Source organism: Bradyrhizobium sp. USDA 4504 (genome assembly GCF_054063995.1).
Genome location: NZ_JBSSGV010000001.1, coordinates 6,709,459 through 6,726,682, shown reverse-complemented (window position 1 = coordinate 6,726,682; position 17,224 = coordinate 6,709,459). Strand labels below are relative to the sequence as shown.

General features: G+C 64.6%; 9 protein-coding genes. 3 read left to right on the top strand and 6 right to left on the bottom strand.

Going from position 1 to position 17,224, the window contains the following annotated elements; genetic code table 11:
- Window positions 1-5 precede the first annotated feature (5 nt).
- The 5 genes from ACVMB1_RS31600 to ACVMB1_RS31580 form a co-directional block, all read right to left on the bottom strand.
- A complete protein-coding gene (locus tag ACVMB1_RS31600) occupies window positions 6-539 on the bottom strand; it encodes a phage tail protein (RefSeq protein WP_076834877.1) in 534 nt (177 codons plus the stop codon).
- Between the two features lie 12 nt (window positions 540-551).
- Entirely contained in the window at window positions 552-1,046 is a 495-nt protein-coding gene (locus ACVMB1_RS31595) for a phage tail protein (protein ID WP_253588614.1), read from the bottom strand.
- A gap of 42 nt (window positions 1,047-1,088) precedes the next feature.
- Window positions 1,089-1,589: a phage tail protein gene (locus tag ACVMB1_RS31590; protein ID WP_076834879.1), complete on the bottom strand. Its 501-nt coding sequence runs from the start codon at window positions 1,587-1,589 to the stop codon at window positions 1,089-1,091.
- Window positions 1,590-1,926: 337 nt separating this feature from the next.
- A complete protein-coding gene (locus ACVMB1_RS31585) occupies window positions 1,927-4,641 on the bottom strand; it encodes a beta strand repeat-containing protein (RefSeq protein ID WP_456849661.1) in 2,715 nt (904 codons plus the stop codon).
- A 1,923-nt stretch (window positions 4,642-6,564) separates the two neighbouring features.
- Window positions 6,565-9,915 (bottom strand): beta strand repeat-containing protein, encoded by a 3,351-nt coding sequence (locus ACVMB1_RS31580; RefSeq protein ID WP_456849659.1) that lies wholly within the window; start codon window positions 9,913-9,915, stop codon window positions 6,565-6,567.
- 832 nt (window positions 9,916-10,747) lie between these two features.
- Here ACVMB1_RS31580 and ACVMB1_RS31575 point away from each other — a divergent pair.
- The 3 genes from ACVMB1_RS31575 (at window position 10,748) to ACVMB1_RS31565 (ending at window position 16,593) form a co-directional block, all read left to right on the top strand.
- Window positions 10,748-11,965, top strand: a complete 1,218-nt coding sequence (locus ACVMB1_RS31575; protein ID WP_076834950.1) for an efflux RND transporter periplasmic adaptor subunit — start codon at window positions 10,748-10,750, stop codon at window positions 11,963-11,965.
- Entirely contained in the window at window positions 11,962-15,135 is a 3,174-nt protein-coding gene (locus ACVMB1_RS31570; RefSeq protein ID WP_028344243.1) for an efflux RND transporter permease subunit, read from the top strand. Before ACVMB1_RS31575 ends, ACVMB1_RS31570 begins: the two co-directional genes overlap by 4 nt.
- Window positions 15,136-15,402: 267 nt before the next feature.
- The gene (locus ACVMB1_RS31565; protein WP_057021219.1) at window positions 15,403-16,593 is read left to right on the top strand and encodes an ABC transporter substrate-binding protein; all 1,191 of its coding nucleotides are present in this window, start codon (window positions 15,403-15,405) and stop codon (window positions 16,591-16,593) included.
- Between the two features lie 168 nt (window positions 16,594-16,761).
- On the opposite strand, the gene ACVMB1_RS31560 is transcribed toward ACVMB1_RS31565, so the two are convergent.
- Window positions 16,762-17,151, bottom strand: coding sequence for an MAPEG family protein (locus ACVMB1_RS31560; RefSeq protein ID WP_057021220.1), 390 nt, complete (start codon window positions 17,149-17,151; stop codon window positions 16,762-16,764).
- Window positions 17,152-17,224 lie beyond the last annotated feature (73 nt).

Sequence of the window (17,224 nt, the reverse complement as noted above, 5' to 3'; positions counted from 1 at the left end):
CGAGCTCAGCCTCGCGCCGGGAAGACGCCCTGCAGTGCGATGCAGAAGTTCAGCGTGAGGTAAGGTTGCATGTTGTTGTGCGGAAGGTTGCCGCCCGTCATGCCGATCATGGTTGCGTTCATCTGCGTCAGTGTTGGCGCCGGGCTCCCGGGCACGTAGGCGAACGCGTTGGCCGATTTGCCGAGGATGCGGGTCGGGCTCGGGACTTGAACGTCGGCCGTGTCCTGCGTACCGACGTTCACAGGGTGGTTGTGCTGCGGTATCTGGTTTTGCAGCAGCGTCACATTGGGGGAGCCGGTGGTCTCGCCGAGGTCATACAGCGACAGCCCCGGGCCCTGTCCGGGCGCCAGCGGCGCGTTGCCCTGCATGTTGGGAAGCGCGAAATTCGAGGTGCCGTTGCCGCCATAGGTGACGCCGAGCAGCGAAAACAGCGCCGTGTTCTGCGAGATCGGCAGGATCTGGCCGCTGCAGAAGGCCCAGCCCTTGGGAGCGAAGTTGAACGGAAAGATGCGGATTTCGGCGACGAAGGGGTCGGCCATGGTGTCGCGCTCCTAGCCCTGGCTCGGGAAAATGCCGGACAGCGAAATGATGAAGGTGACGCAAAGCAGCGGCTGCAAATTGCTGTGCGGCAGGTTTCCGCCGGTATTCGTCAGCATTCCGCCTGCCATGGGCCCGTCGGGCGGCTGGCCGTCGATATACATCGCGATTGTGCCGGTCGTCTGATCGAGAATATTTCCCTGCGGGTTCGACGCGGTGCCGGTCTGCTTCGCGGCGATGAAGGCGTGCGAATGCTGCGGGATCGTCTGCGTCGTGAGTGTCACGTTTTCGACGCCGCCAGTCTGCCCCATGGCATAGGTCGTGCCGCTGCTGGCGGTGCCCGTGTGGATTGGCACACGGCCGCGCAGATCGGGGACCGCGAAGGTGGATTGGCCATCGCCGCCATAGGTGGTGCCGATCAGATTGAACAGCGCGTCGTACTGGGAGATCGCCAACAGGCTGCCGTCACAGAAATTCCATCCGACCGGGGCAAAGCTGCCGCCGAACATACGGATTTCGCCTAAATAGGATTCTGACATCGGCGCTTCTCGTCAATTCTGCGAGGGGAAAATGCCCTGGAGGGCAATGCTGAAATTGATCGTCAGGAACGGTTGCATGTTCTGATGGGCCTGGCCGCCGCCGGCATTGCCCACGGTCAATGGATTGAGCGGGGTGATGTCGGTCGTCGACGTGCTGTAGCCGTTGTTGAAGGCACCGAGATAGGCCCCCGAATCGAGCGGCTGGCTACCGTTGCTGTTGGTGGCGTTGGCCAAATGATTGTGCTGCGCCATCTCGTTGATCGTGAGCGTGTGGCTCTCCTCGCCGCCGCGTTGGCCGAGCGTATAGCCGGGGCCCATACTTATCGGCACCCGGCCTCGAAGGTCGGGCAGGCCAAAAGTGACGCGCCCGTCCCCGCCATAGGTCGTACCTAGCAACGAGAACAGTGCCTGATTCTGAGCGATGGGAAGCAGTTGGCCGTTGCAAAATGCCCAACCCTTGGGCGCAAAGCCGAACGACATCATGCGGACTTCGGAAAGAAACGGATCGGCCATCGGTCCTCCGCGAATACGTCGTACGATTTGTGAAAAATTCGAAGCAATGATGCTGCGTGTGCAACGTCTGCACGATAGCGTGTTTTGCGGCTAGTGCAACCTCAACGATTGTCTGGTTTCCGCGATTTTTTCGATTCCGCGGCCGCGCGAGCCATTCGCAGTTCGCGACGAGACGGTATCGCTGCTGACGGGACCGTTGTCACGAATCGGACATGTCCAAGCGGACATCATGAGGCGATTGAAGTTTGCCGGGTCGACGGAAGCGCGGATCCCATCCATCTGAGGCAAGCCTGCCGGAACGCTTCGGCAGGCGTTGTGTAGTCGATACGGTGCCCGGTCAGACGATCAGGTCATGGTGCAGCTGGGCGTGGTTGTCGGTCGGCGTGCCGCCCATGGCGGCAAACGTCGCCTCATGGCCGACCCACCATGGGGTGCCGGCATTGGCGTGCCCGCTGAACAGATCGGACCAGGTCTGGGTGTTCGCGGCCGGGTCCGCGTGGCTCGTGCTGGCCTGCGACGGCGTCTGGGTGAACGACGAGAAGTCGAAGCCGTCGCGGTTCAGAGTCGAGGATGTGTTGCTCTGCATGGGCATCGCCTTCGCCGATCCCACGTTGGCCTGCGTGACATCCGCGGCGATTGGGAGCCGCCGCTCGCCGTCGGCGAGACTGATATACATCAGGTCGTTGACATCGGATGACGACGTCAGGTCGGGGAGGCCGAGCACGTGTCCCAATTCATGGACCACGGCGGTCAATAGATCGAGATGACCGGCGGCGGCCGTCGACGAATCGGTCTGCAGATCGGAGCCGGAAGCATTGAGCGCGTGGGTGAACTCAAAATTGTCAAACGGTGTCGAATCAACAAACCAGCCATGGCCGGCGGCGTCGGCATCGATCGTGATGTGGCCGGCGCTTTCCAGGCCGACGACCTGGCCGGCGAGATCAGCGACGCTGAAGGTGACGGCATGCAGCGCGGCCAGTTGATCCGCGTCCACGCCAGCCTTTGCCCATTGGGTAATGGCCGCCGAGACGACCGAGTCGAGCTGGCTTTGCGTCAGGTGGGTTTCACCAGGGGTCGCGATGGCGGCCTGCACGCCGCCATCCGCGGCGATCAGCGGCGACGAGCCGAAGCCGTTGGTGCTGCCCGCCGTGACGCTGATGGTCGGTGCCGTGGTGACCGTATTGTGCGCCAGGACGTAGGCTGAAATCGCGGCGGTATCGGTGGAGCCGCCGCCGTAGGACGTGCCGTCGCCCGCGTGCAGGCCGACGGTGGTGGCAAACCGATCGCGCAGCCGGATGTCGGTGCCGGTCGCGCCCGAACCGAGGAACTGATTTTCCTGGGCGCCGGTGCCGCCCAGCGTCAGCGAGACGCTCTGCGCATCGCCCGCGACCGTGCCGGCATTAAGTTCGAAGCCATGAGCGCCGAACGCACCCGGGTTGGACACCGTGTTGCCCATGACGATCGCGGTCAATAGGGCGTTGCCGCCGTTCGCAGCGTCACCGGTCTGCAGTTCGATTCCGTCGTTGTTGTACTGATACAGATGATTGTTGGTGATCGTGACGCTGGAATTGGCCCCGCCCATCGTGACGAAGCCGATGTCACTGCCCTGGGCGGAGCCGCTGTTGGCGACGCCGGCGACGCCGATCGTGTTGGAATCGATCGTGCCGTTGAACGAGCTTGCTCCTGATCCCGTGCTGATGCCGAGCGCGGTGCCGAGGGCATCACGCATGGTATTGTTGGCGATGTTGAAGGTCAGGTTGGCGTGGTCGCCGGTCCCGCCGGAGCTGATGGTGATGCCGCCGCCGCCCGAGACGATATTCTGGTTGTTGTTCGAGAAACTGTTTCCGTTCAGCACGAGGTCCGAGTTGACGCCGCCGTGCAGATCGAGCTGGAACAGGTCGCCGCGCGCCGACGTGAATGTCGAATTCTGCACGGTCGCGTTGAATGTTCCGTCGGTGGCCTGGAACACCAGGGCATCGCCCGAGCTGTTTCCGGCCGCCGAATTGGTCGCGAAGGTCGAGCCGGTAATGGTGATGCGGTTGAGTGTCTGACCGCTGTTGTTGAAGACGTGGAACGCATCGAGCGCTGCGCCCGTGAAGGTCGAATTCGTTACCGACGCCGTGCCGGACAGGCCGGTGAAGTAGACGTCGCCCTCGCCGATGCCGCCGACGTTGGTGCCGTTGGTGCCGGTCACCGTGGTGTTGCCGAGGGCAAAGCCGGTGACGCTGGTGCCGACGATGCCGTAGTTCTGGAAGTCGTGCATCGCCAGGTAGGAGAGCTGAACGTCCTTGGTGTTGTTCAGATAGACGCCGCTGCCCTGCGTGGTGCTGCCGTCGGCGCCGGTCTTATTGGCGATGGTGCCGCCGCTGCCCGCCGTCGAACCGTCGCCGGTGATGTGCAGGCCGCCATTGCCGGCGGCCGTGCCGGTATTCGACAGGATGATGCCGTTGTTGGACCCACCGCTCGAGGTGATGCTCTTGAGGATGAGGTTGGACGAGCCGATCTGGGTGTTCTCGACATCGAGCGCGGTGCCGGTGCCTGACGTGATGGAGTTGTTGGTGCCGGTCAGCGTGATGGTGCCGCCATGCGTGAAGCTCATGCCGGTGCCGCTGGCAGTCTTGACCGTGATGTCGGACATCGTGACGGTGCCGACATTGAAGCCGTCGTCGCTGATGCCCACGCCGGTCGAGGCCGAGGTGTCGATGCTGACGCCGCTAATGCTGTGGCCCGAGGTGCCGAGCAGGTCGATGCCGTTGTCGGCGCCGGTCACCTTGATCACCGGATCGGTGCCGGTCGCGGTGTTCGCGGTCACCACAGCGCCGGTCACCGGATTGGTGAACGTCAGGGAGTGACTGCCGCCGACCAGGTTGACGCCATTGGCGAGGTTGATGCCGTTGGCCTCGGTATAGGTGCCGGACCTCAGCACGACATAGTCGCCAGAGCCGGCCGGATTCGCCGCGTTGTAGGCGGCGATCGAGGTGTATGGATCGGCCGCGGTGCCGAGATTGGCGCTGTTGGCCAGCGCCGTGGGCGAGTTGTCGATATAGAACACCTGCGCGGGACGACGCCGACGTGGAAGGTCTGGGCGCCCGACGTGAGCGGCCCGCCGGTGCCGGTGTTGCCGTTGTCGTTGATGTTCAGCGTGACGGTATCCGAGCCGGTGAAGCCGTCGTCGCTGTTGTATGTCAAGGTCGCCAGCGCGGTGTTGACCTGTGCGACGGTGCCGGTCAGCGTCACCGTGTGGCTGCTGTTGTTGGTGGAGCTGGCGAGCCCGGCGGTATTGAAGGTCAGGTTCGCATGGCTTGAGGCAATCGTCGCCGTGACGTTGCCGCTGGCGGCATCGATGTCGGCGACCGAAAGTCCTGAAATCGCGAGGTTGGTGTGCGAGAACGCCGTTCCGATCGAATTGTCCGCCGGCACCGACGCGGTCGGGCCATCGTCCACGGCGGTGACGCTTCCCGTCGTCGATCCTGTGCCGGTGTTGCTGCCGCCATTGGCGGTGCCGCCGTCATCGTGCACGGTCAGGCTGTAGGAATGCGCGGTGGTGTCGGGGTTTTCGCTGGTGTTGTTGAACTGAATCAGGTCCAGCGCCGCATTGTAGTGCGCAAGCGTGTCGGTGCCGGTGAAGCTGATCGTTTCGGTGCCCGCGGTGCTGGTGATCTCGAAGTGGATGCCGCCGATATCGCCGCTGTTGCCGGCGTGGCCTGCGATCGACAGCGCATCCGACGGCTTCAGATTGTTCAGAACGAAGGTCGCATCGGTCAGGTTATTGCCTTCGGCGTCCGTGATCGTCAGGTTCGGCGTGATCGTGACCGGCGTCGAGTTCGCTGCCGGGGTGCCGTTCGGCGGCTCGGAGAAGCCGGTGATGGCCCCGAAGCTCACGACCGGCGCGTCGTTGACCGGCGTGACGTGGATGATCGAGGTCGAAGTGTTGCTATTCGCCGAGCCGTCATTGACGGTGAAGCTGACGGTGCGATCCGCGCCGGACGGATTGTCGCTCGAGTTGAAGTAGGTGATGGAATCGAGCGCGGCCTTGTAGTTGGCGACGCTGGAGGAGCCAAATAGCGTCAGCACGCCGGTCAAGCTGTTGTACGATCCGGAGATGCCGTTTTGGCCGGCGAAGCCCAGCACGTCCTGGCCGGCGGCGAAGCCGCCGGTGATCTGCACCGTCGCGCCGGTCATATTGGCGCTGTCGACATCGGTCACGTTGACCGACGCATCGATCACGGTCGCGGCCTGGTTTTCGGTGTAGTTCAGCGTGCCGCCGGCGGTCGTGACCGGCGGATCGTTGACCGGCGTGACGTTGATGGTGCCGGTGACCGGCGTGGAGGTCGCCGTGCCGTCGTTTGCGATGATCGTGACGGTGCGCGCCAGGCCCGACGGGTTGTCGCTGGTGTTCTGATAGGTCACCGAGGCGAGCGCCGCCTGATAATCGGCGACGCTGGCGGTGCCTGTCAGCGTCAGCATGCCGGTTCCCGCATTGAACGAGCCGGTGATGCCGTTCTGGGACGTAAAGGCGAGGACGTCCTGACCGTTCGCGTAGTTGCCGGTGATCTGCACCGTCGCGCCGGTCAGCGTAGTGTTGTCGACGTCGGACACGATGATCGCCGGGTCGAACGCGGTCGCGGCCTGGTTCTCGGTGTAATTGAGGGTGTGACCGGCGGTGACGACGGGCGGGTCGTTGACCGGGGTGACGTTGATGGTGTCGGTGACCGGCGAGCTGTCGAGCGTGCCGTCATTGGTCGTGATGGTGACGGTGCGCGCCAGCCCGGACGGATTGTCGCTGCTGTTGATGTAAGTCACCGACGCCAGCGCGGCCTGGTAGTTCGCGACGCTGGAGGAGCCGGTCAGCGTCAGCGTTCCGGTCGCGGCATTGAACGAGCCGGTGATGCCGTTCTGGTTGGTGAAGCCGAGGACATCCTGGCCGCTGGCATAGTTGCCGGTGATCTGCACCGTCGCGGACACCAGATTGGCGTCATCGCCGTCGGTGACGGTGATCGCCGAATCGATCACGGTCGCGGCCTGGTTCTCGGTGTAGTTCAGCGTGTGGCCGGCGGGTGACGACCGGCGCCTGGTCGACCACGACGGCGATGGTGAAGGTCTGCTGGCTGTGCAGCGTACCGTCGCTCGCATCGACCGTGACGTCATAGGACGGGTCGGCAATGTTGATCTTGCTGGGATCGGCGACCGTGATCTTGCCGGTGGTCGCATCGATGGTGAAGCCGCCGCCGGAAGTGTCGCCGACCAGCGAATAGGTCACGGCGGGGCCGTTGACGTCCGTCGAGGATGCCGTGACGCTGGTTCCCGCGCCGACCGGTGCGTTGACCGCAACGCGGTTGGCGCCGGCGTCGGCATCGACCGGGGTCGACGGCGCGACGTCGGTGACGGCGATGGTGAAGGTCTGCGAACTCGTGAGCAAACCGTCGCTGGCCTGCGCGGTGACGGTGTAGGCGTGTCCGGCCGGGCTTTCGTAATCGATCTTGGAGCTGTCCGCGACGGTGATGACGCCCGTCGTCGCATTGATGGTGAAGCCACCGCCGGAGGTGTCGCCGATCAGCGACCAGGTCACGGTTGGGCCGTTGACGTCGGTTGCCGCCGCGGTGATGCCGACGGTCGAGCCGTTGGCAGCGCCTTCGGCGATCGTGTTGGTGCCGGCGTCGGCATCGACCGGGGTCGACGGTGCGGCGTCGTTGACGGCGATGGTGAAGCTCTGCGAGCTCGCCAGCGTTCCGTCGCTGGCCTGCGCGGTCACCGTATAAGAATGGGTCGGGCCGCTGCCCTCATAATCGATCTTGGTCGGGTCGGCGACGGTGATGACGCCGGTCGTCGGGTCGATGGTGAAGCCGCCGCCGGAGGTGTCGCCGATCAGCGACCAGGTCACGGCCGGGCCGTTGACGTCGGTCGCATGCGCGGTGATGCCGACCGCAGTGCCGGCGGCCGCGCCTTCGACAACGCTGTTGGCGGCGGCGTCGCCGTCGACCGGCGTCGATGGCGCAACATCCGCGATGTTGATGGTGAAGGTCTGCGAGCTCGCTAGCGTGCCGTCGCTGGCTTGCGTGGTGACGGTGTAGCTGCCGCCCGAGCTTTCGAAATCGAGCTTGCTCGAATCGGCGACCGTGACGACGCCGGTTGCGGCATTGATGGTGAAGCCGCCGCCGGAGCTGTCGCCGATCAGCGACCAGGTCACGGCCGGACCGTTGATGTCGGTCGCCGACGCGGTGATACCGACGGTCGAGCCGTTGGCTGCGCCTTCAATGACGGTGTTGGCGCCGGCGTCGGAGTCGACCGGGGTCGACGGCGCGACGTCGGTGACGGCGATCGTAAAGGTTTGCGAACTCGCCGTCGTGCCGTCGCTGGCCTGCGCGGTGACGGTATAGGAATGGGTCGGACCGCTGCTCTCGTAATCGACCTTGGTGCTATCCGCGACGGTGATGACGCCGGTTGTCGCGTCGATGGTGAAGCCGCCGCCGGAGGTGTCGCCGATCAGCGCATAGGTCACCGGCGGGCCGTTGACGTCGATCGACGACGCCGTGACACCGACGGTCGAGCCGTTGGCGGCGCCTTCGGCGATCGCATTGGCGCTGGCGTCGCTGTCGACCGGGGTCGAGGGCGGGGCTTCGGTGACGGCGATGGTGAAGGTCTGCGAGGTCGCAAGGGTGCCGTCGCTGGCCTGCGCGGTAACGGTATAGGCGTGGCCGGGCGCGCTTTCGTAATCGAGCTTGCTCGGGTCGGCGACGGTGATGACGCCTGTTGTCGCGTTGATGGTGAAGCCGCCGCCGGAGCTGTCGCCGGTCAGCGAATAGGTTACCGCCGGGCCGTTGATGTCGGTCGAGGATGCGGTGACGCCGACCGTGGTGCCGACGGCCGCACCTTCGACGACGGTATTCGCGGCAGCATTGCTGTCGACCGGGGCCGACGGCGCAACGTCGGTGACGTTGACGGTAAAGGTCTGCGTGCTGGTCTGCGTGCCGTCGCTGGCCTGCGCGGTGATCGTGTAGGCGTGGCCGGGCGCGGTTTCGAAATCGACCTTGGTGGGATCGGCGACGGTGACGACGCCGGTCGCGGCGTTGATGGTGAGGCCGTGGGCATCGCCGACCAGCGAATAGGTCACGGTGCCGCCATTGATGTCGGTGGCGTGCGCGGTGATGCCGACGGCGGTGCCGATGGCGGCGCCTTCGACCACTGTGTTGGTCGCGGCGTCAGAGTCGGTGGGAGCCGACGGCGGGGCGTCGGTCACGCCGATCGTGAAGGTTTGCGTCGTCGTGGTCGCGCCACTCGTCGCCTGCACCGTGATGGTGTAGGCGTGGCCCGGCGCGCTCTCGTAATCGAGCTTGTTCGGATCGGCGACGGTGACGACACCCGTCGTGGCATTGATGGTGAAGCCGCCGCCGGAGGTGTCGCCGGTCAGCGAATAGGTGGTTGCGGGGCCGTTCGGATCGACCGCGGAGGCGGTGATGCCGACCAGCGTATTGACGGCAGCGCCTTCGACGACGCTGTTGGCGGCGGCATTAATGTCGACCGGGGTGCTGACCGCCACGTCGTTGACGTTGATCGTGAAGCTCTGCGAGCTGACGCCGCCATGGCCGTCGCTGGCCTGGACCGTGATGGTGTAGGCGTGGCCCGGCGCGGTCTCGAAGTCGATCTTGGCGGAATTGGCGACGGTGACGATGCCGGTGGTGGGATCGATCTTGAAGCCGCCATTGGAGGAATCCGATGTCAGTGAGTAGGTGACGCCGGGGCCGTTGACGTCGGCCGACGACGCGGTGATGCCGACCGAGGTGTTGACCGCGGCGCCCTCGTTGACGGCGTTGGCGGTGGCGTTGCCGTCGGTCGGTGTCGAGGGCGGCGCATTGCTGACCGCGATCGTGAAGCTCTGCGACGAGACGAAGATACCGTCGGTCGCCTGCACATTGACAACGTAGCTGCCGCCGGAGCTCTCGAAATCGACCTTGGAGGGATCGGCAATCGACACGACGCCGGTATTCGGATCGACCTTGAAGCCGCCATGCGAGGAATCGGACGCCAGCGAATAGGTGACCGGAAGACCGATCAGGCTGGTGGATTGCGCGGTGATGCCGACCGATGTATTGGCTGCGGCGCCCTCAACAACCGTGTTGGCGCCGGCATTGGCGTCGGTCGGAGGCGACAGGAAGCCGGGCACGGGCGGCCACGGCGTGCCGGGAGGACAACCCAGGTAAAGATATTGCAGACCATACGTATTGACGAACGCCTGCGCGGCCGGATCCAGAATGATATTGCCGCTCGGATCGAGATGAAGCTCGGGGCGGGTTAAACCACCGATTGTATAGGCAGGTATGGTCGTCATGAGCACTCCCGCGATCGGCGTGAAAGCCGATCAACTAACTACAATTTTTGGGGACGACGAGGTGTGAAGCAGTTCACACGTTGAGGTTGACTACTTACGATCCGAGATCGCACCGATCCGCTCGCAATATGCGGACACCGCGACGGTTGCGGAGTCCCGACATCAGCAAGTTCAAATGCGCTTGCCATTACGTAATCGCTTCCACTCACTCACGCCGCGAGAAAAGCCCAATGAATGTTCGAGAAAAGCGCGGCGGCCAAGAAAATTTACCGGTTGGCAACCACGACCGTATTGTCGATGCTTCCGAGTGTCAATGTGTGTCCACGTGACACCGCGCCGTTAACCACGATTCGGCCATGCAGCGGGAGGTAGAGTGTGGGAACTCGACCATTTTTAATCTTGTGCGACCCCCGGTAGTTTCTGCGCCGCAGGCGGAATTGTCGTTGTGTGACGAACATGTGTCGGTGATTCGCCTTGGGATTGATTCCCGGCAAGCCGTCTGTGATCTCTCCTCACCCGAAAGGCCAGTGAATCTGTCCCTTCCTGTCGTCACGGCTTCGCGATCACGTCGTAAGGCTTTCAGATTGCGCAACTATTCGCTTGATCCGGCGGCCATCTTGAACAGACTGGGGAGCGGCTACATCTGTGACGTCCGCTGCCGCGACATTGCGGTGGTCCATCCGCGTTGAATCACCGCAAGTTTAATTGCGACTTTCGTAGTCCTGCACTGATCCTTGGGGAGAGGGAATTGAGTTCGATTGACAGAACGGGGCGTGTGGCTCCGGTGACCGGCGTCGAGCGTCATTCGCTTCGCCGCCATGCCTCACGCGGCCTGTCGCTCAGGCCTTGGCTTGGCCTTGCGCCGATCGGGCTGCTGGCGGCGCTGGCGCTCGGCGGCTGCGACAACAAGAGCGCGCAATCGCAGGCCGCGCCTCCGCCGCCACCCGTGACCGTCGCGCAGCCGGTCAAGCGCACCGTCACCGACTGGGACGAGTTCACCGGCCGCTTCGAGGCGATCGAGGAGGTTCAGGTCCGCGCCCGTGTCGGCGGCTTCGTCAACAGCGTCGAGTTCAAGGATGGTGCGATCGTCCACGCCGGCGATCTGCTCTACATTATCGACCCGCGGCCGTTCGAGGCGGTCGTGCTGCAGGCCGAAGGCCAGCTGGCCGACGCGCGCGCCAAGGGGGAGCTTGCCAAGCGCGATCTCGAGCGCGGGCTGAACCTCGTGCAGACCAGCGCGGTCTCGGAGCAAGTCGTCGATCAGCGCCGTCAGGCGTTGCAGGCGGCACGCGCCGCCGAGACCCAGGCCGAGGGCACGCTGAAGGCCGCGCAGCTCAACGTCGAATTCACCCATGTGCTGGCGCCGATCACCGGCCGCATCAGCCGGCATCTGGTGACTCCGGGCAATCTCGTGCAGGGCAGCGAGGGCGGCGCGACGCTGCTGACCTCGATCGTGTCGCTCGATCCGATCTACATCTATTTCGACGTCGACGAGGCGACCTATCAGCGCAATAGCAAGCTGTGGTTCGAAGGCAGGCGGCCGAGCTCGCGCGACACCGCGAACCCGGTGCAGGTGACGCTGACCGGCGAGACCAAGCCCTTGCATGAAGGCAAGATGGACTTCCTCGACAACCGGCTCGACGTCTCGACCGCGACGCTGCGCAGCCGCGCGATCATTCCGAACAAGGATCTGTCGGTCCTGCCCGGCCAGTTCGGCCGCGTCCGCATCATCGGCTCCTCGCCCTATGAGGCGCTGTTGATCCCGGACAGCGCTGTTGCCACCGACCAGTCGCGCAAGATCGTGTTCGTGGTCAAGGACGACAACACGGTGGAAGCAAGAGCGGTCACGCTCGGGCCGCTCGACGATGGCTTGCGCGTCGTCCGCGAAGGCCTCAAGGCGGAGGATCACGTGATCGTCGACGGCCTGCAGCGCGCCCGCGTCGGCGCCAAGGTGACGCCGAAGATGGCGCAGGCTCCGGCGGATTCCAAGCCCGCCGCAGGCGACAAGCCCGCGGCCGCTGACAAGCCCGCCTCAGGTGCCAAACCATGAATCTCGGCAGGCTCTCCATCAACCAGCCCATCCTCGCGATGGTGCTGTCGATCGTGCTGCTGATCGTCGGCGCGATCGCCTATCCGACGCTGCCGGTCTCGGAATATCCGCAAGTGGTGCCGCCGACCGTCGTCGTCACCACGCAATATCCGGGCGCCTCGGCGCAGACCGTGTCCGACACCGTCGCCGCGCCGATCGAGCAGGAGATCAACGGCGTCGAGGACATGCTGTATCTCTACAGCCAGGCGACGTCGAACGGCCAGCTCACCATCACAGCGACCTTCAAGCTCGGCACCGACCTCGACAAGGCCCAGGTGCTGGTGCAGAACCGCGTCGCGATCGCGCAGCCGCGGCTGCCCGAAGAGGTGCAGCGCAACGGCGTGACCACGCGCAAGAACTCGCCCGACATCCTGATGGTCGTGTTCATGCTGTCGCCCGATGACACGTTCGACCAGCTCTACATCTCCAACTACGCGCTGCTGCAGGTCCGCGACCAGCTGTTGCGGCTCGATGGCGTCGGCGACATCCAGATGTTCGGCGCGCGCGATTACTCGATGCGGCTGTGGCTCGATCCCGACCGGATCGCCAATCTCGGTCTGACCTCGACCGAGGTGCTGGCGGCGATCCGGGCGCAGAACCTGCAAATCGCCGGCGGCCAGATCGCCGAGCCGCCGATCGCCGATCGCGCATTCCAGCCGAACCTCGTCTTCACCGGCCGCCTCAAGGACATCAGGCAGTTCGAGGACATCGTGGTGAAGGCCGGCTCCGACGGCCGCACGGTACGTCTGCGCGACGTCGCCCGCGTCGAGCTCGGCGCGCTGTCCTACGCCACCAACAGCTTCCTGCTGCGCAAATCCGCGGTCGCCCTGCTGGTGACGCAACGGCCCGGATCGAACGCGCTCGCCACCGCCAAGAGCATCTCCGACACGATGGAGCGGATGAAGGCGAGTTTCCCGAAGGGGCTCGACTACAATATCGGCTACAACCCGACCGAATTCATCGCCCAATCGGTCCACGAGCTGATCAAGACGATCTACGAGGCCATGGCGCTCGTCGTCATCGTGGTGCTGGTGTTCCTGCAGGGATGGCGGCCTGCGATCATCCCGATCATCGCGATCCCGGTGTCGCTGGTCGGCACCTTCGCGGTGATGGCGGCGCTCGGCTTCTCGATCAACAATCTGACGCTGTTCGGCCTCGTGCTGGCGGTCGGCATCGTGGTCGACGACGCCATCGTGGTGGTCGAAAATGTCGAGCGGCATCTCGAGCACGGCATGAGCAGGCGCGACGCTGCGCTCAAGACCATGGAGGAGGTCGGCGGCGCGCTGGTCTCGATCGCGCTCGTGCTGTGCGCGGTGTTCGTGCCGACCGCCTTCCTCGGCGGCATTTCCGGGCAGTTCTTCCAGCAATTCGCGGTCACCATCGCGGTCGCGACCGCGATCTCCTGCTTCTGCTCGCTGACGCTGTCGCCGGCGCTGGCCTCGCAGATCCTGGTGCCGCATGAGGAGAAACGCCCGCCGGCGCGCTGGAACATTATCGCGCGCGGCTGGGACAGCTTCACCGCGCTGTTCAACCGCGTGTTTGACCGGCTCGCGCACGGCTATGCATCGGTGGCCGACTTTGTGATCCGGCATACGGTGGTGATGCTTGCGCTCTACCTCGTACTTATCGGCAGCGCCGGCTGGCTGCTCGCGACCACCTCGCAGGGCTTCATTCCGGCGCAGGACCGCGGCTACGTCATCATCTCGGCGCAGCTGCCGGGCGCCGCGTCGCTGGCGCGGACCACCGCTGTTGTGCGCGAGATCGAGCGGATTGCGCTGGATACGCCGGGCATCGTTCGCGTCGCGGCTTTCGCCGGCTTCTCCGGTGCGACGCGCACGCAGCAGGGTAACGCCGCGGCGCTGTTCCCGGTATTCGACGAGCCGGAGGCGCGCCTGAAGAAGGGGCTGACGGCGAACGCGATCACGGCCGAATTGCGCAAGCGTCTGTCGGTGATCCAGGGCGCCTTCATCATCGTCATTCCGCCGCCGGCCGTGCCCGGCATCGGCACCGGTGGTGGCTTCACCATCCGCGTCCAGGACCGGCAGGGGCGCGGACCCGAACTGCTGGCTTCCGCGACCGATGAATTGGTGACAGCCGCGCGCAAATCGCCGTCTCTCACGTCGGTGTTCTCGCCGTTCACCGCGAACACGCCGCAGCTGTTCGTCGACATTGATCGCGTCAAGGCGCAGAAGCTCGGGGTGCCGATCGCCAACATTAACGACACGATCCAGACCTATTTTGGTTCGACCTATGTCAACGACTTCAACCTGTTCGGCCGCACCTATCACGTTACCGCGCAAGCCGATCTGCCGTTCCGGAAAGACAGCCCCGATCTCGCAAGGCTGCGCACCCGCAACGTCGCCGGCGACATGGTGATGCTCGGCAGCATCGTGGACTTCAAGGACGTCTCGGGACCCGACCGCGTCGCGCGCTACAATCTGTACTCGGCGTCCGAACTGCAGGGTGAGCCGGCACCCGGCGTGAGCTCGACGACGGCGCTCAACACCATCAAGCAGCTCGCCGACCAGACATTGCCGAGCGGCTTTTCGTTCGAGTGGACCGACCTGTCCTATCAGCAGGTGACCGGCGCCAATGCCGGCCTCTACGTGTTCCCGATCTGCGTGCTGTTCGTCTATCTGGTGCTGGCCGCGCAATATGGCAGCTGGACCTTGCCGTTCGCGGTGATCCTGATCGTGCCGATGTGCCTGTTCGCGGCCACGATCGGCGTGCGCCTGATGGGCCAGGACGTCAACATCCTGACCCAGATCGGCTTCGTGGTGCTGGTGGGGCTGGCCGCCAAGAACGCGATCCTGATCGTCGAATTTGCACGCGACATCGAGCTCGAGGGGAGGTCGCGGCTGGACGCGGTGATCGAGGCCTGCCGGCTCCGTCTGCGGCCGATCCTGATGACCTCGTTCGCCTTCATCCTCGGCGTGCTGCCGCTGGTGGTATCGACCGGTTCGGGCTCGGAGATGCGGCAGGCGGTCGGCGTTGCCGTGTTCTTCGGCATGCTCGGCGTCACCCTGTTCGGCCTGATCTTCACGCCGATCTTCTACATGGTGGTGCGCAACCTCGCGGAAGGAAAGAACGAGGGCAAGCCGGCCGAGCCCAAGGCAACCGTGGCGGGTTGAGGGCGGCACCCAACGTTCCGCAGCAGCAAGTCCTTCCCCGTCATCCTGAGGAGCCTGCGAAGCAGGCGTCTCGAAGGATGCACGGCCACCGGCCGGGCCGTCGACCCTTCGAGACGCGCGTTCCGCGCTCCTCAGGGTGACGGGAAGCTAGCAAGTGCTGTCGACGCAGCCCATACTTTTGGCTGAGCGGAAAGAGATGGGCAGGCGTGGGGTTATAAAATAATGTCGCGCCGATTTTCCTGATAGAAACTGCTGGGAGAGCATAGAATGAAGTCCGGATTTTTGGCCGCAGTCGCGGCCTGCAGCCTGATGCTTGCGGCGCCGGCGATGGCCCAGGGCGTCAAGATCGGCATCCTGAACGATCAGTCCGGCGTCTATGCCGACTACGGCGGCAAATATTCGCTCGAAGCCGCGCGGATGGCGGTCGAGGATTTCGGCGGCGAGGTGCTGGGACAGAAGATCGAGATCGTTACCGCCGACCATCAGAACAAGCCGGATCTTGCGACCGCGATCGCGCGGCGCTGGTACGAGGTCGAGAACGTCGACATGATCACCGAGCTCACGACGTCGTCGGTCGCGCTCGCGGTGCAGGAGCTGTCGAAGGAAAAGAAGAAGATCGACATCGTGGTCGGCGCGGCGACCTCCCGTATCACCGGCGATGCCTGCACGCCCTACAGCTTCCACTGGGCCTATGACACCCGCGCGCTCGCCGTCGGAACCGGCGGTGCGCTGACGGAAGCCGGCGGCAACACCTGGTTCTTCCTGACCGCCGACTACGCCTTCGGCTACGCGCTGGAGAAGGACACCAGCGACATCGTCACCTCGAAGGGCGGCAAGGTGGTCGGCTCGGTCCGCGTGCCGCTCAATTCGTCGGACTTCTCGTCCTTCCTGCTGCAGGCGCAGAGCTCGAAGGCCAAGATCATCGGGCTCGCCAACGCCGGACTCGACACCACCAACTCGATCAAGCAGGCGGCCGAGTTCGGCATCGTGCGCGGCGGCCAGAAGCTTGCCGGCCTGTTGATGACGCTGTCGGAGGTGCACGGTCTCGGGCTCGAGGCGGCGCAGGGTCTCGTGCTCACCGAGGGCTTCTACTGGGACCACGACGACGCCTCGCGCGCCTTCAGCGAGCGCTTCTTCAAGCGCACCAGCCGGATGCCGAGCATGATCCATGCCGGCACCTATTCGGCGACGCTGAGCTATTTGAAGGCTGTGAAGGCCGCCGGCACCAAGGACAGCGAGGCGGTCGCCGCCAAGCTGAAGGAGCTGCCGGTCGATGACGCCTTCGCCAAGGGCAAGGTGCTCGCGAACGGCCGCATGGTGCACGACCTCTATCTGTTCGAGGTCAAGAAGCCCTCGGAGTCGAAGAAGCCGTGGGACTATTACAAGCAGATCGCCGTGGTGCCCGGCGACAAGGCCTTCTTCACCGCCAAGGAAAGCGGCTGCCCGCTGACCAAGTGAGGCGAATATCCACGGGTGGTGTCGTCCTGGCGAAAGCCAGGACCCATTACCCCGATTGGATGTTATTGCACCACGCTGTGGCCATCAGATTGCCCATAACCACGCTCTGTGGTTATGGGTCCTGGCTTTCGCCAGGACGACGGTAGTGGTTATGGCGCGACCGCGCCTTCAATGCGCCAGCCGCCACACCGCGCCGCCGATCGCGCCAACCCAGAGGATGACGCAGGCGAGCGCCTGGATGGCGAAGCCGGGGCTGCGTTTCGCCACCGCTTCGCGATAGCCGATGAAATAGACGATGCGGCCGATCACCCAGATCGCGCCGACCGCCGCCGCGGCGGCATCGCCGACATAGACCGCGAACAGCCAGAGCGACGGCAGGAAGATCGGCATCCATTCCAGCGTGTTCATCTGGATGCGGTAGATGCGCTCGAAATCCGGATTGCCCGTGATCGCCGGCAGCTTGACGCCGTAGACCGCGCGGGCGCGGGCGACCTGCAGCGCGAAGAAGAAGTGCAGCGCGACCGCAAGGCAGGTGACGATGGCGGTGTAGTGGTACATGTCAGGCGTGTCCTCTTTCCATTGGCCCCGATGTCATGACGGGACAGCGAAGCCCGGTGTGACATGTGGCCTT